Source organism: Streptomyces tateyamensis (assembly GCF_003205575.1).
Lineage (GTDB): Bacteria > Actinomycetota > Actinomycetes > Streptomycetales > Streptomycetaceae > Kitasatospora > Kitasatospora tateyamensis.
On sequence record NZ_PYBW01000004.1, the window covers coordinates 80,320 to 104,347 of the forward strand.

The following is a 24,028-nucleotide window of genomic DNA, read 5'->3' on the forward strand; positions in this document are numbered from 1 at the left end:
GCTGGAACAGAGGCGCCGGGAGGCCTTTTCCCCCGATGAATCCGGCCCGGGCGGATAACAGAATTGCCCGCAGATCCCGGTGCACGCTCTCCGGCTCAGGCCGGGTGGCCGGCCTCGATGTCCGACGCCTGCTGGAAGGTCAGCGGCGCAGCACCGGTGCCGCGGCCGGCCGCCACCGGTTCGAGCAGGAAGCCCAGGTGGTCGCCGCCGTCGAACCGGTCGAGCACCCGGCCGACGAACCAGGCGGGCACGTCCTGCAGCAGGACGGTGCCGCGGGGTCCGGGGGACCAGTCCGCCTGGGCGAACTTGTCCACCTCGTCGCCCGTCTGCCCGCCGAACAGCTCGGCCAAGGCGTGCCGGCGGGGCAGCAGGTGCACGGCCAGGTGGTCGGCGCCGCGGGCCACCCGGTAGGTGCGGTTGGCCCGCGAGAGCCAGACCGCGAAGCGCGGCGGCTCGATCGAGCACTGGCTCGCGAAGCCGACCAGGCAGCCGGCGCGCTCGGTCGCGGTGGCCGCGGTGACCACGTAGAGCGGGTAGTCGAGCAGGTCGGTGAAGGCGTCGAGGCCCTCGGGCGCGGCGCTCACCGCGGCGCTCCGTCGGTGTTCGAACCGTCCGCCCCGGGGGCGTCGGCCAGCGGCTGGAGCAGCGAGCTGCGCCCGTGCTGCCAGCTGTCCAGCAGGTGGCGGGCGAGCGCGTCCTCGACCACGCCCGTGGCCGCGATGCCGAAGGCGATGCCGTCGGCCAGTTCCGGCTCGGCGGCCACCAGCGGTGCCACCACGGTGCGCCGCACCAGCTGCTCGTGCACGGCGTCGGCGGTGACGTGCTCGCGGTAGAACCGGGTGCCCGCAGCGGAGGCGCCCAGGCGTTCGAAGGCCTGGGCGAGCCGGGCCGCGCCGGGCGGGGAGGTGATCTCCAGGGTGGCGAACTGGCCGACCAGGGCGGCGCGCAGCGAGCGGTGCAGGCCGAACATCGACTGCAGGTTGACCGCTGCCAGGCCGGGCGCCGGCACCGCGTCCAGGTAGTGGCCGTACTCCGGCTCCAGCCCGAAGTCGGCCATCATCTCGGCGAACAGCGTCGCGTGCGCGCGCTCCGGGCGGCCGGCGCCGTATTCGTCGAACTGAACGGTCATCAGCGCGGCCTTGGCCGGGTTCGGCAGCCGCGGCACCGCCCACAACTGCGGGTCCGCCTCCTTGAGGTGGTAGGGGGAGCGGTGGACCAGGTACTCGCGGGCCTGCCAGCGTTCACCCGCCTCGAGCAGGTAGCGGGAGGGCCCGGTGCCGCCGCCGGCCGGCTCGGTCAGCAGGTCGGCCAGAGCCTGGTCCAGCGCAGGCGGCCGGCCGACCGCCTCGCACAGCGCCGTCAGGAAGGCGTGCTCGAGGCGGGAGCGGGTGGCCAGCAGGCCCGGGTGCCACTCCCAGGCCGGGTCCACTCCGGCGAAGCCGGCGTAGTGCAGCTCGTAGCAGACGTAGAGCGAAAGCTGCAGGTCCTCGCCCCACGGGTCGAGCATCACCGGACCGGTGGGCACGGCGCCCGTCTGCGGTGGGCGGCCGAGAACGTCGATCAGCGCGGCGCCGAGCGGTCCGCGAGGGCGGGGCAGGGCGGGCGCGCGGGTGACGGGCGCGGGTACCGGAACGGGGGTGGGCACAGCCGGTCACCTCCCCGGTCGCAGCTCGAGCACGCAGCACTTGGGACCGCCGCCTGCCTTGTGCAGCTCGGACAGCTCCACCGGCACCGGCTCGAACCCGCGGGCCGCCAGCCGGACAGCCAACGCCCGTGCGGCAGCGGGCAGCACGACGTGCCGGCCGTCACTGACCGCATTGAGCCCGAACGCCGCGGCATCCGCCTCGGTGGCCTGGATCGCGTCGGGGAACAGGGTCCGCAGCAGCTGTCGGCTCGCCGGTGCGAACGCGCCGGGGTAGTACATGATCTGGTCCTCCGTCAGTACGGCGAGGGCGGTGTCCAGGTGGTAGAAGCGCGGGTCGCTGAGGGTGAGGGTGACCACCGGCCGGCCGAGCACCTGCTGCGCCTCGCGGTGCGCGGCGGCGCTGGTGCGGAAACCGGTGCCCGCCAGGATCCGCCCGCCGGCCTGGAGGAAGTCGCCCTCGCCCTCGTTGGGCAGGCCCGCCCGCCGGACCGGGTGGTACCCGGCGCCGGTGAACCAGCGCAGGTGGGCCCGGGCCTCCGGCGCGCGCTGGTGGTGGCGGAAGCGGGCGATCAGCACGTCGCCGTCGACCACGGTGGCACCGTTGGCGGCGAACACCATGTCGGGCAGGTCGGCCAGCGGCTCCATGGTGTGCACCGTGTGGCCGAGGTCGCGCAGGGTCCGGCTCAGCCCGGACCACTGGGTCATCGCCACCGCGCGGTCGACCCGCCGGGCGGGGTCCATCCAGGGATTGATGGCGTAGCGCACCGCGAAGTGGGTCGGTGGACAGAGCAGGTAGTGCCGTCTGCTGGCCGTGCGGGCCGGGGTCCTGGTCATCACCGCCTCCAGGGCGACGTCGACTGCGCGGACCCTGGTCGGCCCGCGCCAGGCGGGTGCCCGGGCGCGGGCCGCCGAAACGACCGCTGCGCGGGAGGGCGGGTCTGTCACCCGTACGGGTGTGCCGGACGCCCGGCTGGGCAGGCGCGCGGCATGCTGCTGATCCGACCCCCTGGGGTCTACCCGCCGCAAGGGGACACCGCGCTGTTGGCGGAGTGCGTCCGGCGGGAGCCGCTGGACGGCCGGAGCCGGGTGCTCGACCTGTGTACCGGCACCGGCGCCGTCGCCCTGACAGCCGCGCGCACCGGGGCCCGGGTCACGGCGGTGGACCTGTCGTGGCGTGCCGTGGTCACCGCCTGGTGCAACAGCCGGCTGCACCGCCGGCGGATCCGGCTGCGTCGGGGCGATCTGCTGGCCCCGGTGACCGGCGGGCGCTTCGAGCTGGTGACGGCCAACCCGCCCTACGTCCCGGTCGACCCGCAGGGCGCCGGGGCGGCCCCCGCGGCCGCGCTCGCCTGGGACGCCGGCCCGGACGGGCGGTTGGTGCTGGACCGGATCTGCCGGGCGGTTGCCCCGGTGCTGGCGCCGGGCGGGTCCGTGCTGATCGTGCAGTCCGCGCTCGCCGACGTCTCCGCGACCTTGGCACTGCTGCGGGAGGGCGGGCTGCGGGCGAGTGTGGTGGCGCGTCGGCGTCAGCCGTTCGGCCCGGTCATGACGGCCCGGGCGGCGCTGTTCGAGCGGCTCGGGCTGATCGCGCCGGGCCAGCGCGAGGAAGCCCTGGTGGTGGTGCGCGGTGTCCGGGGACGCTGACCGGGCCGTCGCCCGGGTGGTCATGGTGGCGGGCGGCCCACTGCTCGTCGAGGGGCCCGTGGAGCTGGTGCTGGCGGACGGCACGGTCTGCCGCTCCGACCACCCGGTGGTGGCCCTGTGCATGTGTCGCCGGAGCCGGACCCCGCCGTTCTGCGACACCAGCCACCGCAGGCGTGCCCACCCGGAGCGGCCCCCGGGCGGGCCCACCGCGCCGGACTGAGCGGCGGCCGCGACCTGCATGGTGATGCTTCCCCGGAAAAGGGCCTTGGCGGGAGCGGCTATCTGAGCGGGAACAGCCGAGGGTGTGAAGGACAGCTTTACCCGTCGCACATTGGTGCAATTGTACTGTCGACACTGGTGACGGCCTGGCTTCTGGGTACGGATGGCATGTCATGTATCGACTTCCCAAGTCGAGATTCGACGACTCCCTCCCGATCCCTGCCGAGCCGTCAGCGATGGCGCCGGGCCGACTCCCACGACCTACGGGTGGGCGGACGGCGCGGGCGATCGCTTCGTGAGCCGGTGCCGGCCCGCGGCCCGGGTGTCGAGCAGGGGTCGGGTGGTCGCGGAGTTTTATGCGGCGCGAAGCCGTCGGTCTCTCCCGTATGATCCCCGCCGGGGGTTTCATTCGTGGGGGAACCAGATCAGTTTCTGGACGCACCGCTCCTTCTTGGCTGTCTTCTTCCGGTTGAGCCCCGTCGCGCCGCGGGTGACCGGCGGCACCACTTCGACGAAAGAGCGTGATGCAAGCAAGATCCCTGGTTGCGGCCCTGTTGGCCGCAGCCTTCCTGGCCTTCGCCCCGGTCATCGTCGCAGGCGGGGCGCCTGCGACGGCGGCTACGGCACCTGCGGCGGTGGCGGCCGCGACGGTGGACACCCCGCCGCCGTCCGCGCCCCTTCGTTTCCTCACGTACAACCTCTGCGGTGGTGCGCGCTGGCCCGGCTACTGCACCGTGGCGGGCGACGCGAAGCGGGTCCCGTTCGTCACCTCCGAGGCGACCGGGTGGAATTCCGACCTGGTCTTTCTGACCGAGATATGCCGGCCCCAGTTCAAGGACCTCCAGACCGCACTCGGGACCAAGGGCTACCACGGCGCGTACGTGGAGACCGAGAACCCGCCGGTGGTGGCGGGGGACCTCGAGAGCTGCAGTCACGGCGTCGCCGGGGCCGACAACTCCGCCGGGATCGCCCTGTTCAGCAAGGGCGCGGACCCGGCGCCGAGCGCGAAGGCGGTGTACCTCGGTGAGGACGCCGGGCGCGAGGCGGTCGACATGATCTGCGCGGACACCACCTTGCAGGGCAAGCCGATCAAGGCCTGTACCCACCACCCGTCCTCGGTGTCGTACACCAGCCAGTGCCCGTACTACCCCTCGCCGGCCGCCAGCTGCGCCGGCACTTCGCAGGAGCGCGAGAACGCGAAGGCCCGGCAGACCGTCGAGCCCTGGATCGCGGCGGGGACTCCGGTGGTGATCGGCGGTGACTTCAACGCGGCGCCGAGCGACCCATCGCTGGATGCCTTCTACGACTTCGGTGGCGGGTTCGGCCAGTTCACCGAGGTGGACCAGACGGACAAGACCCAGTTCGGCAAGGCCTGCCCGCAGAGCGCCGACCGGTGCCGCAGCGGCAAGGACACCTACGACTTCAACCGCGGCGACATGTCCAAGGTCGACTACGTCTTCGTCAGCTCCCGGGACTTCAGCTCCCCGTACGCGGCCACGCCGCACTACGACAACGACATCTCGGACCACGGCGACCTGCGGGGCGCGGCGGGCTGGGTTTCGTGCGCCGACCCGGGCAAGGCGGCGGCCGCCAGCCAGGCGCCGTGCAACGGTGACAGCTCGTCGGTGGCGCGGGCCGACTTCAACGGCGACGGCCGTGACGACCTCGCGAGTCTCTACAACGAGGGCAACGGCACGGCCGGCCTTCGGGTCTGGCCGGCCGACGGCAGCGGCGGCTTCGCGCCGCCGGTCGTGTGGTGGAAGAGCGCGGCCGGAGCGTTCGACTGGAGCGCCGCAAAGCCGGTCACCGGTGACTTCAACGGTGACGGCAAGGCCGACCTGGCCGTGCTCTACAACGACGGGCAGAACGCGGACGGCAGCAACCACACCGAGCTGCGGGTGTTCACCTCCACCGGCAGCGGGTTTGCCGACCCGGTGACCCCGTGGGACAGCCTGCGGGACTCCGGCTCGTGGAACTGGAACAGCAGCAAGCCGGTCGCGGGCGACTTCAACGGCGACGGCAAGGCGGACCTGGCCGTGCTCTACGACGACGGCCTCGTCAAGACCGACTTCAGCGAGACCACGCTGTGGACCTTCACCTCCACCGGCACGGGCTTCAGCAAGCCGGTCAGCGCCTGGGACAACGTCACCAGGCAGGCCGGGTCCTGGACCTGGGGCCTGAGCAAGCCGGTCGCCGGGGACTTCATCGGTGACGGCAAGAGCGATGTCGCCGTGCTCTACGACCAGCACGACGGCACCTCCGCCTGGTGGACCCTCACCGCCACCGGCACCGGGTTCAACAACCCGGTCAAGGTCTGGGACGGTGCGGCCCACCGTAGCGACCCGCTCGTCTGGAGCTCGGCCAAGCCGTTGGCCGGGGACTTCAACGGCGACGGCAAGGCGGACCTGGCCGTGCTCTACGACGACGGGACCAGCGGCAGCGCCAACCACACCGACCTGCGGACCTTCACCTCCACCGGCAGCGGCTTCGGCGATCAGGTCCACGCCTGGGACAACGTCAGGGACGGTTCAGGCTCGTGGAACTGGGCCGCGAGCAAGCCCGTCACGGGTGACTTCAACGGCGACGGCAAAGTGGACGTCGGCGTGCTGTACAACCAGTACGACCTGACCTCCGCTCTGTGGACGCTGCCCTCCACCGGCAGCGGATTCGCCGGGCCGACCAAGCGGTGGGACAGCAGCGCGAGCGGCGTCGACTGGTCGCAGAGCAACTCGGTGAAACTGGCCGGCCGGTTCAGCGGCAGCCCGCGGGCCGACACCGCGGTGGTCTACGGCTCCCCGGCCGACGCCACCGGCAAGCGCACCGTGCAGATCTGGACCCAGGCGGCCACCGGCCGTGGCTTCGGCTCGCCGGTGCTCGCCTACAGCGGCAGCCCCGGCGGCGAGAACTGGGACCTGAGCCTGGCCAAGTTCGTCACCGGCGACTTCAACGGCGACGGCCGAACCGACATCGGCGTGCTCTACAACTACGGCCAGGGCAGCGACGGCAAGAACCACACCGGCCTGTGGACCTTCATGGCCACCGGTACCGGGTTCGCCGCTCCGAGCCGGCCCTGGGAGAGCGTGGCCAACGGCTTCGGCTCCTGGAACTGGAATGCCGGCAAGCCGGTCGCGGGTGACTTCGACGGCGACGGCAAGACCGACATCGGCGTCCTGTACAACCAGTACGACCTGACCTCCAACTGGTGGACCTTCAGCTCCACCGGCGCCGGTTTCGCCGGCCCCTCCAAGGGGTGGAGCAGCCCGAAGCCGCTGGACTGGAGCATGAGCAAGCCGGTCGCGGGTGACTTCGACGGCGACGGCCGGGCGGACCTGGGCATCCTCTACAGCGAGCAGATCGCCGGCCAGCCCCACACCGAGCTGCGGACCGCCATCTCAACGCCGGCCGGCTTCACCGACCCCGGTACCGCGCGTGACCTGAGCACCGACCTCGGCTCGTGGAACTGGTACTCCAGCACGCCCGTCGCCGGCGACTTCAACGGCGACCGGAAGACCGACGTCGCGGTGGTGTACAACTCCAGCCCCGACCCGGACACCACCACCCACACGGCCCTGTGGAGCATCCTCTCCACCGGCAGCGGCTTCGCCGTCCCGTCGCAGGCCTGGGAGTCCGGCAAGGACGGCGGCAGCTGGCCGGGTGCGGTGCTGCCCTCGATGATCCCGCCGGCCACGGACACCGGTGCCGCCGGCGGGCCTGCCATCCTGGCCGCGGCCAACGCCGCCAGGCTCGCCGAGCAGAGCGCCCAGACCCAGGTGTTGGTCGGCGACTTCGACGGTGACGGTCTGGCCGACATCGCCACCGTCTACGGCGGTGGCCACGCGGCGACCAACCTGGTCGTCTCCAACGCCACCGCGACCGGTTTCCGCCCCGCGGAGACCGTCTGGCAGAGCAATGTCGAGTGGGCCCGCTCTCAGGCCCTCTGACTGATGGTGTGACCGCCGTCCCGCCCTCGGCGCGGGCGCCCTTCCCGGGGCCCCGCCGCCGAGGGCGGGATCGGCATGCGAGCTGCCTGACTGTACGTCAGAAGTGTTGAGGGGAAACCGGGTTGAGTGCTGCGACTGCGGCCCCGATCATGGTCGGATGCAAACGAACATCCGCAGACGCCTCTCCCGCTGGCTGGGCGTCTGGCTCGCCCTCGCCGCATTCCTGCTCCCGGGTGGCACGCCGGTCTCGGCCGACACCAGCTCGACCAGCAGTGCGCCCGAGCCGGTCCGGGTGATGACCTGGAACATCTGCGGCGAGTCGGGCGGGTCGACCCCGGCCGACCCGGCCTACTGCCCGTTCCGCAACGACCCGCAGACCAAGATGGCGGCGGTCGCCGACGAGGTGGTCAGTCGGCATCTCAACACGGTGCTGCTGCAGGAGATCTGCAGCGGCGCCGACGGCAGCCAGTTGGCGCTTCTCCAGACCGCACTCGCGGACCGAGGGCAGAGCGACTGGAACTTCGCCACAGCCGAGTCGCGGCGCGCACCGTCGCCTGGCGACGACGACACCGGCAGGTGCCGCGGCGGGCTCCAGGGCAGGCTCAGCATCGCCGTCGGGGTACGCAACAAGATCACCTGGACCGACCAGGTCAAACTGCCGGTGGACCCCGCCTGGGGCCAGGACCAGAACCAGATTCTCTGTGTGGCCGCGCAGGGGTGGGAGCCGCGGGTCTGCGGCACCCACCTGTCCAACTTCGGCTCGTCGGTGCCGGCGGTCCCCGGTGCCCAGGCCAAGTACGACGCCGAGGTCCTGACGGTGCAGAAGGAGGTGTCGGCCTTCGGCTCGGTCGTGCTGGGCGGTGACTTCAATACCTCGGTCCGGTCGAACCTGAAGCCGCTGTACGACCGGATGGCCGAGTGCGACCAGCAGCCGTTCTACCCGAGCGACCCGGTGAACGAGACCACCCACCTGGGACTCGACGCCACCGCTGCCAACACCGACCCGGTCACGCACGCGCTGAAGAGCGACCGGTACCTGCCGACGAAGATCGACTACCTGTTCTCCACCGCCGGCTTCAGCAACTGCGATTCCGACACCGGGCAGGCCGACACGGCCGACTACTCCTACCAGGACCAACCGCAGTGCTGGGACGCCACCCATCCCCTGTGCAAGCCCAACGGGTTCTCCGACCACACCCCGCTGATCGGCACGGTAAAGAATGCGCGGGTGCTCTCCTGGGGCCTGGGCAGCGCGAGCAGTCTGCCCGACCGCACCGTCGTCACGGGCGGCGTCGCGTTCGGCCCCGACCACGGTGGTTCCGCGGTGCTGACCGGGTCGGCCAAGGGCGTCGTCACTGCGAGCGGTCCCGCTGTTGACACCCGCAACAGCTTCACCGTCTCGGCCTGGGCCAAGACGGAGACGACCGGCGTGGTGCTGAGCCAGGACGGGACCAACACCAGCGGCATGATGCTCTGGTACGACGGCTCGGAGAAGGCGTGGCACTTCGCGATGCCGAACAGCAGCGGCATAGGCTGGCACGTCGACCAGACCGCCGCCGCGGCCGACCCCGGCGTCTGGACACACCTGACCGCCGTCTACGACGCGGTGGCGCAGAACATCCGCCTCTATGTCGGTGGCGGCTCGCCCACCACCGCGGCCCACACCGCGCGGATCCCGTCCAGCGGCCCGTTCGTGGTCGGCCGGGACAGGGTGAACGGGAACGAGAACGGGTACCTCACCGGCTCCGTCCAGCAGGTCCAGGTCTTCGAGTACCCGATGACCGACGCCGAGGTGGGCGCCCTGCACGGCACCCTCGCCGCACCGACGGCCACCACCACCGCACCCCTGTCCGACACGACAGACGCGGGCTGCTGGGACATCCCGACCGACTTCCCGCTGCTGCCCACCCAGACCGCCCAGCCCGGCCACCCGTTGTACGGCATCGTGCACACGACGACGCCGTCCCTGAGCGTCCAGGTGGCCGGCCCCGACCCGTCCGCACCGGTGCACGCCGTCTTCACGGTCTGGGACGACTCACATCCCGCCCAGCAGAACCTGCCGGACGGTCAGAGCGGTAGCCCAGCCTCGGCGCTGGGCGGCCAGTCGACGCTCGCGCTGTCGCTGCAGGACGGCCACACCTACGGGTGGTACGCCCGCACGAGCGACGGCACCAGCAGCTCGCCGTCCACCACCCCGTGCCACTTCACGGTGAAGGCGCAGTAGCCGGAGCGCCGCTGTTCGCCCTATCCACGGCTAGATCTGCACCTGACGGCCCGCCAGTCCTGGCGGGCCGTCAGTGCGTGGTGACGCAGGTCACTTCGGACGGAGAACCCGCGGGCGGCGGCCGTCGTCTGACTGGCGTGAGATCACGAAGGAGAGCACTGGACGAGCTGGACGAGGAGCAGTTGCTCCGGCTCGTGGCCAGGGGCGACCGCGGGGCGTTCGACGAGTTGTACCGGCGGACCGCGCCGTGGCTGGCGGTGCGGCTGCGCCGGCGGTGTGCGGACGAGCAGATCGTGGCCGAAGTCATGCAGGAGACGTTCCTGGCGGTGTGGCGGGCGGCCGGGGCGTTCGCCGGGGGCGCGGTGGGCGGTACGGCCGTCGGGTGGCTGTGGACGATCGCCGCCCGTCGGCTGGTCGACGCCTTCCGGCGCCGGGCCCACCACGCCGAACCGCCGGTCGCGGCCGCCGAACTGGCCGTGGTGCCCGCGGCGGAGGACGAGGTGCTGGCCGGGACGGTCGGCGGGGACGTCGGCGACGCGCTGCGCCGGCTGGCACCGGAACTGCGCCAGGTGCTGCAGGCCACGGTGCTCGACGGGCTGTCCGTGCGGGAGACCGCGGTGCTGCTGCGGCTGCCCGAAGGAACCGTCAAGACGCGGGCCCGCCGGGCCCGGATCGCGATGCGGGAGGCACTGGCATGAGCGGGGAACACGCGTCGGCGCAGTTGATCGGCGACTACGCACGCGGTGACACCGCGCCGGCCGCGGACGTGCTGTGGGCACTGGAAGCCCACCTGGAGGCATGCGCGACCTGCCGCGGCCGGCTGGCGGCCGCCGTGGCCACCGAGGCGCCCGTCACAGCGGCGCTCGTCGACACCGTCCGGGCCCAGCTGGCGCCGCAGTTGGCCGCAGCTGCGCCGAGGTCCGCGCGCCGGTACCGGCCGAACCTGGTGCCGCGCCGGCTGACGCCGGTGGCAGCGCCCTGGCTGGGCACGGCCCTGGGCTGCACCCTGCTGGCGCTGCTGCTGGGCGCGGTCGCGGCGCCCGTGCCCCTGGGCCACGCCTCGCTGCTGGTGCTGGTCGCGCCGGTGCTGCCGCTGGGTGCGGTCGCTGCCTCGTGGTCGCGCCCGCTGGATCCGGTGCACGAGCTGACGGCCTCGACCGCCCGGGCCGGCCTGCCCCTGTTGCTGCGGCGCACCACCGCCGTCCTGGCCGTGGTGGTGCCGGTGCTGCTGCTCGGGGGCGGCCTGACCGGAACCACCACGGCCGGGCAGTGGCTGCTGCCCTCGCTGGCTTTCACCGCCACCGCGCTGGCCCTGGGCAGCGTCGTCGGACTGACCCGGGCCGCCCTCGCGCTGCTGGCCGCCTGGTGCGCCGCCGTCGCCGTTCCCGCGTGGTTCGCCGACCGGGTCCCCCTGGTCCTGCAACCGGGCCAGCTGCCCGGGTGGGGCCTGCTGCTCGCGATCGGTACCGCTGCCGTGATCGTCCGCCGCCACGCCTACGAGGCGCTGTGACGGCGCCCCGACCCTCGACCCTCGAAAGGGCTCACCGCATGCCACCCACGACGAGCGCGGCCGACACCGCGCCGCGGACCTACGCCTGGGAGATCCGGGCCACCGGCCTGAAGGTCCGGGCCGGGCGCCGGAAGACGGCCGTCGACGGTCTCGACCTCTCGCTCGGCACCGGTGTGCACGGGCTGCTGGGGCCCAACGGGGCGGGGAAGACCACCCTGATCCGGTCCCTGGCCACCGTGCTGCGCCCCGCCGAGGGCGAGCTGGAGCTGTGCGGCACCGCCGTGGGCGCCCGGAGCGACCTGCGGGCGCTGCGCCGCCGGATCGGTTACCTGCCGCAGGAGTTCGGCTACTACAAGCGCTTCACGGTCCGTGAGTTCGTCGAGTACATGGCCTGGTTGAAGGAGGTCCCCAAGGCGGCCGTCCCCGCGGCCGTCCAGCGGGCCGTGGAGCGGGTGGGCCTGGCCGACCGCGCCGACCACCGGATGCGCACGCTGTCCGGGGGCATGGTGCGCCGGGCCGGCATCGCCCAGGCCATCGTCAACGACCCCGTCCTGCTGCTGCTGGACGAACCGACCGCCGGCCTGGATCCGGCGCAGCGGCTGCGCTTTCGCGAGCTGCTGCAGGAACTGGGCCGCGACACCTGCGTAGTGGTCTCCACCCACCTGGTCGAGGACGTGGCTGCCGCCTGCTCCGACGTGGTGCTCTTCGCCGAGGGCCGCCTGCTCTTCCAGGGCACCCCGGACGAACTGGCCGCGGCGGGCGGACCCGGGCACCCGGGCGACAGTCCGCTGGAGCGCGGCTACTCGGCGCTCCTGGACACGCGCGCGCAGCGGGGAGGCAACTGGTGAACGCACGCCTGCTGCGGACCGAGCTGAGGCGCTCGGCCGCCCCGTGGGCCGGCCTGGCCGTGCTGGGCGGCAGCCTGGCCGTCTTCCTCCTGATCGACGGGATCTGGCGGCGGGGCACCGCCGGCTGGACGGCCCAGTGGACCAGCATGGCCCTGTGGACCCGGTACCTGCTGGGCTTCTGGTGGCCGCTCGTGGTGGGCCTGGGCGCGGTGTACGGGCTGCGCGACGCCCGCTCGCGGATGAGCGAGCTGCTGTCCAGTACACCGCGGCCGCCCTGGCGCCGGGCGGCGCTGCCGGCCGGGGCGCTGGCGCTCGCGCTGGCCGGGGGCTTCGGCCTGCTGGTCCTGGTGGGCGGGGTCCAGGTCGCCGCCGGCGCCACCGGTTACACCAGCCTCGGCTGGCTGCCGATCTCGCTGGTGGCGGCGCTGGGCCTGGTCGCGGGGGCGGTGTTCGGCATGGGCGTCGCGCGAACCCTGCCCTCCGTGCTCACCCCGCCGGCCCTGACCCTGGCCTTCCTCGTGCTGACCTCCGCCCTGCGGCCGAACAGCGAGGGGGCACTGCCGTCGAGCACCGCGCCGAACCGGCTCGCCCTGTTCTCCCCGGTGACCGCGGACCCGCGGGAGGTGCTGCTGACGCTGTCCGGCTCCGTGCACCTGGGCCAGGCGCTCTGGCTGCTCGGCGTGCTCGCCACCGGCTTCGCCCTGCTGTCGGCCGCGACCGGCCGGGCCCGGCTGCTCGCGCTGGTCCCCCTGCTGGCCGGCGCGCTGCTCGCCCTGCTGGTGCTTCCGGCCACCGCGCGCGGCACCTACGTGGTCGACCGGGCCGCCGCCGCGCCGGTCTGCGACGGACCGGTCTGCGTGACGCGGGCGAACAGCGCGCGGCTGCCCGAACTGGCGCGGCGCAGCACGGAGGCGCTGCGCGTGCTGCACGAGGTGCTGGGCGACCGGGCACCGAACGCGGTCCGGGAGGACACCGGGCTGCGCGCCCTCGGCGATCCGCGCCCGCTCACCGGCGACGTGCTGCTGGTCGACTTCGACGACCGGCTGTTCGCCGGGGTGACGGGCAGTCAGCTGACCCGGGCGCTGGTCGCCCAGGGCCTGGCCCCGAACTGCCGGGTCAACGACGACCGGGAGGGCGGCGACCAGGCGGCGGTCGCCGTCCAGAGCGTGGCCGTGAGCTGGGCCCTGCACGACCCCGGGCGCCGGCCGCTGGAACACGAGGGGGACCAGGCGTACCTACGGCACACCTGGGCGCAGGCCGACGCCGCCTGGCAGCGGCTGCTGGCGGCGCCACCGGCCGAGCAGCGCACCCGGATCGCCGAGGTGCACGACGCCGGTCTGTCGTGCACGGGGGCGAACGGGCTCGCGATGCTGGCGGGGGAGCGGTCGTGAGCAGGTGGCTGACGCTGTACGCGCGTTCCCGGCAGGTGCCGGCATCGGCCGCCGCGGCCGCAGCGGTCGCCCTGGCGGCCTGGGCCGCCCGCCAGGACAGCGCCGCCGGTGTACCGGAGCTCGGGACGGCGCTCCTGGCCCTCACCGCGGCGGTGGCGGGCGCATCCGTCGGGCTCGGCGGGCCGGACGTCGGGCTGGACCGGACGGCTGCGATCCGCTGGCTGCCCCGACGGGCCGCGCACGTGCTGCTGATCGGCGCGGTCGCCGCCGGCGTGCTGCTGGTGGGCCGGGCGGCGGGGGCTGGGCTCGCCCCGGTCGCGCTGCTGGTCCGGGACAGCGCGGGCCTGGCCGGGCTGGCCGCGCTCGGGGCGGTGCTGTGCGGGGCTCCGTTCGCCTGGACCCTGCCGACCGGCTGGCTCGCCGTCACGCTCTGCGTGCCGGCCCCGGGCGGCACGGCGGGGGAGGTGATCGGCTGGCTGGTCCTCGCCCCGGGCACCGCGGTGTCCAGCGGAACGGGGTGGACCCTGGCCGCGGTCGGCACCGCGCTGTACGCCGTGGCGGGGCCCAGACGCTGACGGATCGCCGCAGGTTCGAGACGCTGTCGCCCCTTGCGGCAGTGTCTCGGAACAACTTTCGGCCGAGCGGAATGCCTGGCGCATTACGGGGCAGACGACAGGCCTGTCACGACGGGAGGGGCCACCCATGGATCTGATCACAGCTCGGACCACGATGCAGTTGCGAACCGGGGTGGACACTGTCGTGCCGGTGACGGCCGAGTGCTCGTACAGCACCGCGGACCCGTTCGCGGTGCGCTGCCAGTTCCCCGGCGAACGGGATTCGGTGGACTGGGTGTTCGGCCGCGATCTGCTGGCCCGCGGGCTGACGGCCGGCTGCGGGGACGGGGACGTGCACATCGCCCCGGCCGACCGGCAGAACGTGTACATAGCCGTCGCCGGGCCGAACGGCGTCGCCCTGCTGGTGGCCAGCGTGAGCGACCTGGTCGACTTCCTCACCCGTTCCTACGCGCTCGTGCCGAAGGGCACCGAGGGCGCCCACATCGACTGGGACGCCTGCATCGACCGGCTGCTCGCCAGTCCGTCCTGACGCACGCCTGACGCGGCGCCGACACCCCGGAGCGCCGGCCCGGCGGCCCGGTGGGCTGTCAATTCAGCTGTGGCAGATGGTTGTTCGACCGTCGACCGGCCGGATAGGGTGTGGCCCTGCTGTGGGGGTGGGGCCACGCACAATTTCCGTTGCGCGTGCGAGGCCGGGGGGCCGGAGCGACGAAGAGCGCGTGTCTGGAGATCCACCAGATCAATGTCAGCCAGGGAGACGGGATCCTCATCGTCAACCGGATGCTGTCCAAGGTCCGGGCCAGGATCCGGGAGCGGCTGCAGGATCTGGTGGCCGACCGCGACGAGGCCGACGGCTGGACGGTAACCGGGCAGGTGCGCGGCAGCATCGACCTCGGGCCCGGTGCGCAGCCGACCCGACTGAACGTCACCCTGCCGGTCCCCGCGGCCGACCACGCGCACTGGCAGCTCGAACTCGACGAGGCGAGCCCGGTGCGGCTGCCCTCGATCGGGCAGGTCCTCGCCCTGCTCGGCGGGGATCCGACCGCGCTTCCCGCGGGCCTGTCCACCCTCGGCGGCCTGACTGTCACGGGCCTGGGCATCGGCCTGGATCCGCGCACCCTGGCGCTGACCGGGCTCACCCTGATGTTCGACCAGGCCGAGGACGCCTGGACGGTGATCGAGGGTCAGGTCGTGGTGCGCGGGGTCAGCGCGGTGCTGGTCTTCGACCCCGCCCGCGACCCGGTGGCGGTGCGCGGCCAGCTCACCGGTGAACTCGTGCTGGCGGGCCACCCGGTGGACGTGAGCGCGATCAAGAACGGGTTCGAGGAGGAGTGGCAGGTCCTGGCCGGGTTCACGCACTCGGTACAGGTGCCCGGCTTCGAGGCGCTGGACAGCTGGCTGGCCGGCCCGCGCGCCCGCCAGGCGCTGCCGGCCACCCTGCCGCTGGCGCAGGGCTTCGAGCTGGCCCGGGTGGTGCTGCTCTTCGAGGAGCGGGCAGGCGGCGCCCTCGCCATGTTCGGGTTCGCCGCCGACCTCCCGCAGCCGTGGACCCTGCTGCCCGGCCGGCTTGCTCTGACGCAGGTCAGCGCCGACCTGCAGAGCAGCTACCCGGTCGGCCCGGACACCGTCAGCGGCTACGTCCGGGGCGCCCTCGCCCTCGGCGGCGCCCGGGTCGACCTGGTCGCGGTCAGACCGGCCGCCGCCGGGCCCTGGGAGTTCACCGGCACGCTGGCCGCCGAGACCAACAACGACAGCCTGGACCTGGTCGCCGCGGCGGCCGACCTGACCGCGCCCGGCAGCGCCGCCCCCGGCCTGCCCGCCGACGCGCCCGAGCACGGCATCTCGGGTCCGGTCCTGGTCACGCGGGCCGCCTTCCGGGCCGTCCCGGACACCGGAGCGCTGCAGCTGAGCGGCACGGTGGGGTTCGGCGGCTGGACGATCCCGTTCGGGGCCGGGCAGTGGGCGGTGGCCTCGCTGACCGCCCAGCTGGACCTGCCAGGCCGCGGCGCGCCCGCCACCGGCAGCATCACCGGCACCCTGGAGTGCGCGGGCCTGCTCGCCACCGTGACCCTGGCGCTCGGCGGCCCGAGCGTGCAGACCGTGCTGACCGGCACGCTCGGGCCGGCGCAGCTCGGCGCCCTGTCGATCGCCGAGCTGATCGCCGGAGCCTGCGCCCCGCCGGCCGGAGCGGGCTGGCGCGAGGCAGCCCCGGCCGCGTTGGCGGCACCCGCCTTCACCTCCGCCGCGCTGTAGCTGAACGCGTCCACCTCCCAACTGCTGCTGCACGGGCAGCTGGCCGCGCAGGGCGCCGTCCCCGCCGCCGAGGCCTTCGTCCACCTGGCCCGCGACCCGCGGCCGGGACAGGGCTCGGCCCTGCACTACGCGGTGGCCCTGTCCCTCGGCAGCGGCTTCAGGTTCGCCTCGCTGCTCCCGGCGGCCGCGGGCATGGACGAGTGGGTGCGGGTGAGCGCCGCCCAGCTCGTGGTCTCCGACCTGGCGGGCCGCACCCTGGCCGAACTGGGCGCCGCCACCGAGCCGTTGCTGGCCGCCCTCGGTACGGAGACGAGCCCGCTGGCGGGGCTGGGCGAGCACGCGCTGACCCTGTCGACCGGGGTGGCCTGCCTGGCCCGGGTCGACTTCGCCCGCTCCCCGCTGCTGCGCCACCTGCTGGAGATCGGCCGGGCGGGGAGCACCCCGCAGCTGTGGCTGACGGCCGTGGTCGACCGCGCCGACCCCGCGCGCACCGTGTTCACCGCCGAGCTGCCCGAGATCACCATCGCCGACACCGTCCACCTGCGGGCCGGGCGGCCCGCGGGTCAGCTACGGCCCGGCGACGGCCGACCGGGTGGAGGTGGCGGGCCGCATCGAGCTCGACGGGATCTTCGGCAGCGCCTACCGGTTCGACGTCCTGCTCACCGTGGACGGCCGCGGCATGACGACGAAGCTCACCCAGGCCGGGCCGTCCTCCCCGGCCGCGCAGGAGATCGCGCAGCCGTTCGGGCTGCCCGGCCTGCGGATCACCGACCTGGCCGCCGACCTCGCCTACCGGTGGGGCACGACACCGGCCGACGGGACACCGGTTGCGCCGAGCAGCTCCACCGCCATGGTGCGCGGCACCGTACTGCTGGGCCGCGCACCCCGGCCGGGGGAGGCGGACCAGCGCCTGGCCTGCGCGGCGCGTCTGCTGCTGTGCGACGGGGCCGCGGCGCTGTTCGACGTGACGCTCACCGCCGACTGGTCACTGGGCGCCTTCGCCGCGCAGTGCTTCACCGGCACCGCAGCGACCTGGCCCAGCGACCTGATCGAGGTGACCCTGCGGGCCGGCAGCCGGATCTACTACTACGACCCGGCGTACGACCCCGCGCGGACCCTGCGGGCGCCGGACGGGACCACCCCGCACGAGGGCTTCACCATCGACGCGCCGCTCACCGTGACGCTGGTCGTCGCCGTCGACCTGCACGGCCTCGTCACCGTGCTGCCCGACCCCGCCACCCACCGGTACGACCGGATCGCCGCGAGCCTCCTGCTGGAGGCGCCGGTCGACCTCGGATTCCTGGCGCTGGCGGGGACGGAGCGCACAGGCGGCACCTGTACCGGCGGGCCCGCGCTCACCCTCCAGAGCGGCCCGGTCCGGCGCGCGGCGCTGACGACCGGCGTCAACTTCCTGGGCGAGGCCTTCGCCGTGGCCGAGGTCTCCGTCACCGCCGCCCCGGACGGCGGCCGGACCTTCGCGGGCAAGCTCACCGCGCTGCGCGACCAGGGCCCCTTCGGCCTGCTGAACCGCCCGTTCCACTACACCACCCACCCCGACCGCGAACCCGAGTTCGGGGTGGAAGGCTGGCCCGCCTTCAGCTCGGCGGAGGACCTGGTGGACTTCGTGTCCGCCCTCGGCTCGCTCGCCGCACCGAAGGCCGACTCGCCGTGCGGCCCGCTGACCGACCTCATCGCGCACCAGGCGTTCAGCACCGACTACACGATCTCGCCCTCGGCCGCCGCCGAGGGCGGCGACCTGGTCTTCGGCCTCGCGGGCAGCTGCCGACTGACCCTGATCGGCAGTCAGACCCCACTCCTGGAACTCGACTTCCCCGCCCTTACTGTGCGCGTCCCGACCGCCACCCGCTGGACCGACCTGCCGCGCGTCCTCACCGAGGGCATCCGCGACGGCGCGGCGCGGTTCGCGCTGGCCCTGCTGCGCGATCCCGGGAAGACCGCGCTGTTCCTCGCCGTGGTGATCGGGCCGCAGGCCGTCAGGGTCGCCGAGCAACTGCTCTGCGACGGCCTGGTGGGCGAGGCCGTCCCGGAGGCCACCGCGGCGGCCGCCACCGCGCTCGCCACTGCAGCCGCGGGCGGCGCCGTGACGGCGGCCGCAGTGACCGCCGCCGTCGCGGGCATCGCCGCCGTGCTGGCGGACCCGGCCTACCGGAGCGGTGGCGAGCCGGGCCCGGACCTCGGCACCCCCGTCCTGCGCCACGCCGAGTACGCCGACGGCGCGGTCACCGTGCGCTGGACCGGGGCGCGCCGGGCCGCCGGGTACACCCTGGCGGTGCTGCGCCCCGACGGCACCTCGCTCGCCGCCAGCTCCCTGGGCCCGGAGCTGAGCGGGTCGGTGCCGCTGGACCCGGAACCGCTGCCGGCCGGCGCCTACCAGGTCCGGGTCCGCAGCACCCGGGGGGAGCTGCTGGGGCCGTGGTCCGCACCGCTGACCCTGACCAAGCCCGCCGCGCCGATCATGGACCTGACGTACCACCAGGGCGCCGCGCTCACCATCAGCTGGACCCCGGCGCCCGGGGCTGAGCAGGTAGCCGTCCAGCTCGCCTACCCCACCGGCGGGCGGCTCGCGAACACCACGCGGCCCGCCGTGGTGCGCGAACTCACCGTCAGGTTGCTGCCTCCCCAGAACGGGGCCTTCCCGCTGGGCACCGCGCTGCCGGGCGCGTACACGGCGCGGACTCGCAACCTGATGCCGGGTCAGTTCCCGGGCACCTGGGGCTCCGCGGCGCTGACGGTCCTCAGCCGGCCGTCGCCGACGATCCTGTCCACCACCCAGGCGGGCGACGGCCTGGAGGTCAGCTGGCGCGCCGACGCGCCGTGCGACCTGGTGGTGGTGGACCTCACCACCAGCGCGGTCGTGGCCACCGCGACGGCGGTCAGCGGCGGCCGGGCCCAGCTGCGGCCCGTGCCGGCCCTGGTGCACGGCCGCAGGTACAACGTGTACCTGCGGGCGGACCAGGACGGCCTCGGGCTGAGCGCACTGGTGAACCGCCTGTTCACCGCGCTGGCCGTGCCCGCCCCGGCGCGCGCCGCGCTGCGCAACGAGGCGGGTGCGGTCACCGCGTCGTGGACCGCCGTCGAGGTCCCGGACGCGGCCACCGCGCCCACCTACACCTACGAGCTGGTCGACGTCTCCCCGGGCGCGCTGCCGGCCACCGTCAGCAGCGGCACCGGCATCGTCGGCACCAGTGCGCCGGCCGTCCTGGCCGGCGGGAGCAAGCTGCGGCCACTGTCGACCTACCGGTTCCAGGTCCGCGCCGAACTGGGCGGCAACCACAGCCCGTGGACGATCGCGCCGCACCTGTTCGTGCTGGACCTCCCGGCGCCGCTCTCCCCGCTGCTGTCGATCGACGACGCGGGTATCGCCCTGACCTGGACGGACCCGCCCGTGGTCACCGCCGACGCCGCGCGCCGCACCCTGACCCTGACTCCGTTCAGCGGCCCGCTGCCGGCCGGCGCCGTGCACTCGCTCGCGTACCAGGCGGTGCTGTACTGCGCCGGCGTCGAGGTGGCCCGGCTGGACGCCACGACCGCCCGATGGGTCGTGCTCAGCCGGACCGACGGGCGCGTCCCGGTCGTCGGTGAGAACTACACTGCCCGGGTCCGCCTGGCCACCCCCGACAGCACGGGCCCCTGGGCCGAGACTCCGCGCGCCGACGTGCTGGGCCGGGTCCAGGGTGCCCGGGTGTTCTCGCTCCCGCCGACCATGGACCCGCTCGTGGTGACCTGGACACCCCCTTCGGTGCCCAGCACCGGTGTCTTCCACGAGATCACGGCCACCCTCGACCGGACCGCCACGGACCAGCCGGCGACCGGCGCGGCCCGCACCACGACCAGCTACACCGTGCACCCCGCCACGACCACCCCGACCCCCAACCCGCCGCCCGCCCTGATCTCCACCGCCGGCTGGCGCGGCACCTACCTGATCCGGATCCGCGCCCGCACCGCCCAGACCACCGGACCGTGGACCGAGGCCGGGAGCATCCGGATCCTCGACACCGGACCGGTCTGAGGACGGATCCGTCCGAGCGCGGACCGGTCTGAGCACGGGACCGTCCGACCGCCTGCGGGTGCGGCGGCGTCGTGATGATCTTGGTTTGGAGCTGTCCGGAGATCCGATATAGTTGCGTTCAGCACCGAGCGCGGGTGGCGGAATAGGCAGACGCGCTGGATTCAGGTTCCAGTGCCCGAAAGGGCGTGGGGGTTCAACTCCCCCCTCGCGCACAGCGGGTAGTTCACAGAACTGCCCAGGTCAGATTGACAGAACCCCCGGTTCGGAGAAATCCGAGCCGGGGTTCTGTCGTTGTGTTCGAGGGTGTGGCTGGGGCGGGTGGTGTTTGTGGTGCCCGGGTCGTCTGGGGAGCGCTGTTCGGTCGTCAGGTGTGCGGTTCGGGGTGGGTGCCGCTTGCCGGAGCTGCGTGTCGGGTGTTTTCGGGCAGGCCGAAGCCGTCGCTGTTGCGGGTGGCGGTGACGGGGGGTGGGTGTGCGGCTGTGTCGTTCAGCCGGGTGGTGCTGCGCCGGCCAGTTCGCTGAGGCTGGTGATGCGGCGTCGGGTGCGGGTGCGCTGGCCGGGGACGTTCGCCGGGGCGGGGCTGGTTTCGCCGAGGAGGGTGGCCCAGGGGTCAGGTCGGCGGCGTTTGGCGTGCCAGTCGCGTAGGAGGTGGATGTTGACGGCCGCGAGGGTGAAGGCGATGAGGACCGCGTTCTTCAGGGTTCCGAAGACGCGAGTGTGGCCCCGGTCCAGGTGGGCGCGGTGGATTTTGATCTCGGCGTTGGAGGATTCGACGGCCGCTCGGCGGCCGTAGTCCTGGGCCCAGTCGGTGGTGCCCCAGATGTGGCGTTGCCAGGTCCAGGCAAGGGTGTCCGGGGGAAGAGTGAGGGTCTTTCCGCAGCCGCAGGGGGTTCCGCGGCGGCAGCCGGTGGTGGGGCGGGTGTGCGGCAGTCGTAGGGAGGCGGGGGTGTTAGGGCAGCGGACCCGTCCTGCGAGGGCGGGGCCTTTCAAGCGCTGGTAGCCGTCGGTGTCGCGGGCGCTGTGAGGGGTGAAGGCGTAGACGGCGCGCTGGTCGTAGCGGGCGTGCAGGGCCAGTTTCTCTTCTCTGGGCATGCCGATGCGGAAGCCGGGCAGGTCGCGCAGTTGCTCGGGGAGGGCGTCGGTGAACACGGTGCCGTCGATGACGACGGTGCCGGCGATGGGTCCGGGGTGGGTGCCGCGCTGGTTGGGGTGCAGGTCGAAGACGGGCTCGATGCCGCGCAGGCGGACGGGGTGGGCCCAGCTGCTGGGGATGCAGTAGGAGTAGCCGCGGTCGATCAGCACGTCCCGCACGACGGGCTGCTCCGAGCGGGAGGCATCGCATTGTCGGGTCTGGTCGAGCGCGGCCAGGCCGGCTTGGCCTTTGTGGGAGCCGGCCGGGGACAGGCGCATGCCGCGGATGAGGAAGGGGACCTCTTCGCCGCTGAGGGTGCGGGCGTTGACGGCCAGGTGGAGGTCGTGTCCGCAGAAGATGCCGCCTGGGGTGAGGTTGGTGCCGGAGCGGTAGCCGTCGCGGGCGTCGGGGTCCAGGGTGTTCTGGGCTCGGCCGTCGTGGCCGGTGCGCGGCCAGCCGGGTTCGTTGGCCGGGTGGCGGTCCCGCTTCCCGTCCTTGCCGTCTTTGCTGCTGCTTTTCTTGCGGGGTTTGACCGGCAGGTGGTCGGGGTCGACGTCGGGTGCGGCGGACCAGGAGCGGCGGCGGGCCCAGGTCTCGTAGTCGGTGGAGTCAATCGCGACAGAGCCGGACAGTGCCACGCTTACGGGGATGGAGGCGGCGAGGAGCCGCTGCTGGAAGGCGTCCGGAGTGATCGTCTCGTGCGGGCAGTCGTCGGGACAGAGCACTTCTCCGGTCCGGTGGTCCACGAAGGGACCGGGGTGGCTGTGCGCGATGGTGACTGTTCCCGCGTCCAGGGCGGTGACGAGCCTGTCGTAGGCGTGCCAGACCATCCGGTAGCTGGCCCCTTCGTTTCCCAAGGAGGCTAGTCCCAGGGCTCGTTGGGCGGATGGGGAGAGTTGGGCGAGGGTGGCGGTGACCTTGGTCAGGTGCATCTCCTCTTGCCGCAGGGCGTGCAGTGCCAGGCCGGTGAGCAGGGCGCGGGCTGGGAAGAGGCGTGGTGTTCCGGTGGAGGTGTGCAGGACTGTTTCGACGGCGGGCAGCAGTCCGCTGGCGTCGATGAGGTGCTGGGCGCGCCGCAGTATCTGGGTCTCGTTTATCGGCCGCACCGCGCGGTGGTGGGGCAGGGGTTTGGGTTCGTCGGCGGAGCCGGTGGGGTTCACGGGTGGCCGGTCGGCGGCTGGGTGAGCGCGTGGGCGAGGCGCAGGGCGGCTTGCTGCTTGGGGAGCGGGGTGGTGTGGGGGATGAGGTCGATGAGGCTGCCGGTGGAGTTCAGCCCGGCCGCGGCCAGGAGTTCGGGCGGCGGGGTGCCGGCGTTGAGGTGGGTGACCAGCCAGGTGGTCCGCAGTCTGGAGGTGCTCAGGGCGGGTAGGCGGGAGGGGATCTCGATGCTGGAGGCGAGGTTGCCGAGCCGGTTCTTGCCGGTCGCGGAGACCGGTCCGACCAGGGGTTGGTCTGGGAAGCGGCGGGCGAGGGTGCGTACCAGGGGTGCGTAGGCGGCCAGGACCGGGATCTCGCGTGGTCTGCTGCCCGCCAGGGTGATCACGGTGACGCCTCCCGGGGTGGTGGTGACATCTTCGCCGGTGAGGACGAGGTGCTCGCCGCCGATGAGTCCGGCGCCCAGGCCGGCGCCGAGCAGTCCGAGGGCGGCCCGGCGGCGGTGCGGGGTCTTCTGCTGGCGGGCTGCGGCCAGCAGCCCGGCGACGTCCGGGTCGGTGTAGGGAGGGGAGAGCCGGTTGCGGGAGATCGTCTCGGGGGCTGGTGGCCAGGGGGCGCGGCGGGTGACGGCGCGGGCGACGGAGGTCAGGCGCGAGCGGTGCGTGCTGCGGGAGGTGTCCTTGAGGTGTGGCATGCCGGTGGCGACGTAGCGGTCCACCACGTCGGGGTGGAACAGCGCCTCGGTGTCCAGGGGCAGGAACACCGAGCGGGCCCAGGCGCAGAAATGGGCCACGGTGGTCATGTGCTGGACCGCCGCCCAGGGCGAGTCCGGGCGGAAGGCGGTGACGGTGGCCCGCGTCAGTGCGGCGACCTCCTGCCACTGGTCGCCGGTCAGCTTGCTGGGTTCGTAGGCGGCGACCGCCGAGGCGACGGTGCTCACCACGCGCCCGCCCATGACCAGGTCCCGCGGCACCCGTACCGGCCCTCCCGCGCCCGAAGTGGTCTTACAAGACCATCATCGGAGCGAAGTGGTGAGGCGGGTGGGGCGAATGCGAAAGGCGGGGATGTGTTCTGGCGCACACGCGGGCAGATACCGGCCCCGGCTACGGTGGGGCCATGCCGCGCAGTCAACGCGATGAAGCCCCTGTCCTCTACCTGCTCCACGGAGTCTGGCCCGAGGGCCGGCTGCGGGACGACGCCCCGGCCAGCGCCCGGTACGGGCAGATCTTCGCCCAGCGCCTCAAGCGCGTGATAGCCGAACGGGGCCTGAACCCGCTGAAGATCGAGAAGACGATCGGCGTCAACCGCCGCACCGTCGAGCGCACCCTGCGCGGCGCGGTCCTGCCGGACTTCGGCGCCATCGCCCGCCTGGAGGACGGACTCCAAGTCGGTCTCTGGCCGTGCCGCCACTGCGGCCCGGCCGATCACACAGAGGCAAACTGACGCACGAAGCGTCGCCAA

Annotated in this window: 19 protein-coding genes and 1 tRNA gene; 14 read left to right on the plus strand and 6 right to left on the minus strand. The window is 73.4% G+C overall.

The window, feature by feature from the left end:
• Positions 1-95 precede the first annotated feature (95 nt).
• From C7C46_RS00565 to ddaH, 3 genes are read right to left on the minus strand one after another with little or no spacing between them, the layout of a single operon-like run.
• Positions 96-584 (minus strand): flavin reductase family protein, encoded by a 489-nt coding sequence (locus C7C46_RS00565; RefSeq protein ID WP_110664522.1) that lies wholly within the window; start codon positions 582-584, stop codon positions 96-98.
• Positions 581-1,645, minus strand: a complete 1,065-nt coding sequence (locus C7C46_RS00570) for an iron-containing redox enzyme family protein (RefSeq protein ID WP_110664523.1) — start codon at positions 1,643-1,645, stop codon at positions 581-583. The genes C7C46_RS00565 and C7C46_RS00570 overlap by 4 nt, the downstream gene beginning before the upstream one ends.
• Positions 1,646-1,651: 6 nt before the next feature.
• Positions 1,652-2,479: a dimethylargininase gene (ddaH, locus tag C7C46_RS00575; RefSeq protein WP_110664524.1), complete on the minus strand. Its 828-nt coding sequence runs from the start codon at positions 2,477-2,479 to the stop codon at positions 1,652-1,654.
• A 153-nt stretch (positions 2,480-2,632) separates the two neighbouring features.
• On the opposite strand from ddaH, the gene C7C46_RS00580 reads away from it, so the two are divergent.
• From C7C46_RS00580 to C7C46_RS00630, 11 genes are all read left to right on the plus strand, one after another.
• Positions 2,633-3,289 carry a HemK2/MTQ2 family protein methyltransferase gene (locus C7C46_RS00580; protein WP_110664525.1) on the plus strand — a complete coding sequence of 219 codons (657 nt, stop codon included), beginning with the start codon at positions 2,633-2,635 and terminating at the stop codon, positions 3,287-3,289.
• Positions 3,273-3,509, plus strand: a complete 237-nt coding sequence (locus C7C46_RS00585; protein WP_245983945.1) for a CDGSH iron-sulfur domain-containing protein — start codon at positions 3,273-3,275, stop codon at positions 3,507-3,509. The genes C7C46_RS00580 and C7C46_RS00585 overlap by 17 nt, the downstream gene beginning before the upstream one ends.
• A 523-nt stretch (positions 3,510-4,032) precedes the next feature.
• Entirely contained in the window at positions 4,033-7,449 is a 3,417-nt protein-coding gene (locus C7C46_RS00590) for an FG-GAP-like repeat-containing protein (RefSeq protein ID WP_110664526.1), read from the plus strand.
• 157 nt (positions 7,450-7,606) lie between these two features.
• Complete coding sequence (locus C7C46_RS00595; RefSeq protein WP_110664527.1) at positions 7,607-9,673, plus strand: LamG-like jellyroll fold domain-containing protein; 2,067 nt, start codon at positions 7,607-7,609, stop codon at positions 9,671-9,673.
• A gap of 137 nt (positions 9,674-9,810) precedes the next feature.
• Positions 9,811-10,371 carry an RNA polymerase sigma factor gene (locus C7C46_RS00600; protein WP_181442117.1) on the plus strand — a complete coding sequence of 187 codons (561 nt, stop codon included), beginning with the start codon at positions 9,811-9,813 and terminating at the stop codon, positions 10,369-10,371.
• Positions 10,368-11,183: a cupin domain-containing protein gene (locus C7C46_RS00605; protein ID WP_181442118.1), complete on the plus strand. Its 816-nt coding sequence runs from the start codon at positions 10,368-10,370 to the stop codon at positions 11,181-11,183. The genes C7C46_RS00600 and C7C46_RS00605 overlap by 4 nt, the downstream gene beginning before the upstream one ends.
• Before the next feature lie 38 nt (positions 11,184-11,221).
• Entirely contained in the window at positions 11,222-12,031 is an 810-nt protein-coding gene (locus tag C7C46_RS00610) for an ABC transporter ATP-binding protein (protein WP_110664528.1), read from the plus strand.
• Positions 12,028-13,422 (plus strand): hypothetical protein, encoded by a 1,395-nt coding sequence (locus C7C46_RS00615; protein ID WP_110664529.1) that lies wholly within the window; start codon positions 12,028-12,030, stop codon positions 13,420-13,422. The genes C7C46_RS00610 and C7C46_RS00615 overlap by 4 nt, the downstream gene beginning before the upstream one ends.
• On the plus strand, positions 13,419-13,997 hold the full coding sequence (locus tag C7C46_RS00620; RefSeq protein WP_110664530.1) for a hypothetical protein: 579 nt from the start codon (positions 13,419-13,421) through the stop codon (positions 13,995-13,997). The genes C7C46_RS00615 and C7C46_RS00620 overlap by 4 nt, the downstream gene beginning before the upstream one ends.
• 127 nt (positions 13,998-14,124) lie before the next feature.
• The gene (locus C7C46_RS00625) at positions 14,125-14,526 is read left to right on the plus strand and encodes an SsgA family sporulation/cell division regulator (RefSeq protein WP_110664531.1); all 402 of its coding nucleotides are present in this window, start codon (positions 14,125-14,127) and stop codon (positions 14,524-14,526) included.
• Between the two features lie 251 nt (positions 14,527-14,777).
• Positions 14,778-16,250 carry a hypothetical protein gene (locus C7C46_RS00630; RefSeq protein ID WP_110664532.1) on the plus strand — a complete coding sequence of 491 codons (1,473 nt, stop codon included), beginning with the start codon at positions 14,778-14,780 and terminating at the stop codon, positions 16,248-16,250.
• A gap of 125 nt (positions 16,251-16,375) precedes the next feature.
• Here C7C46_RS00630 and C7C46_RS00635 read toward each other — a convergent pair whose 3' ends face one another.
• Positions 16,376-16,774 carry a hypothetical protein gene (locus tag C7C46_RS00635; protein ID WP_146258941.1) on the minus strand — a complete coding sequence of 133 codons (399 nt, stop codon included), beginning with the start codon at positions 16,772-16,774 and terminating at the stop codon, positions 16,376-16,378.
• 74 nt (positions 16,775-16,848) lie between these two features.
• Here C7C46_RS00635 and C7C46_RS34650 point away from each other — a divergent pair, with 74 nt between their 5' ends.
• Both C7C46_RS34650 and C7C46_RS00645 read left to right on the plus strand, forming a co-directional pair.
• Positions 16,849-20,280, plus strand: coding sequence for a hypothetical protein (locus C7C46_RS34650; protein ID WP_181442119.1), 3,432 nt, complete (start codon positions 16,849-16,851; stop codon positions 20,278-20,280).
• A 128-nt stretch (positions 20,281-20,408) separates the two neighbouring features.
• Positions 20,409-20,492, plus strand: a tRNA-Leu gene (locus tag C7C46_RS00645).
• Positions 20,493-20,766: 274 nt separating this feature from the next.
• Here C7C46_RS00645 and C7C46_RS00650 read toward each other — a convergent pair.
• Both C7C46_RS00650 and C7C46_RS00655 read right to left on the minus strand, forming a co-directional pair.
• Positions 20,767-22,572: a hypothetical protein gene (locus C7C46_RS00650; protein WP_110664535.1), complete on the minus strand. Its 1,806-nt coding sequence runs from the start codon at positions 22,570-22,572 to the stop codon at positions 20,767-20,769.
• On the minus strand, positions 22,569-23,540 hold the full coding sequence (locus tag C7C46_RS00655) for a hypothetical protein (RefSeq protein ID WP_110664536.1): 972 nt from the start codon (positions 23,538-23,540) through the stop codon (positions 22,569-22,571). The genes C7C46_RS00650 and C7C46_RS00655 overlap by 4 nt, the downstream gene beginning before the upstream one ends.
• 143 nt (positions 23,541-23,683) lie before the next feature.
• Between C7C46_RS00655 and C7C46_RS00660 the strand changes: the two genes are divergently transcribed.
• Complete coding sequence (locus C7C46_RS00660; protein ID WP_110664537.1) at positions 23,684-24,010, plus strand: helix-turn-helix domain-containing protein; 327 nt, start codon at positions 23,684-23,686, stop codon at positions 24,008-24,010.
• The last annotated feature ends 18 nt before the right edge of the window (positions 24,011-24,028 follow it).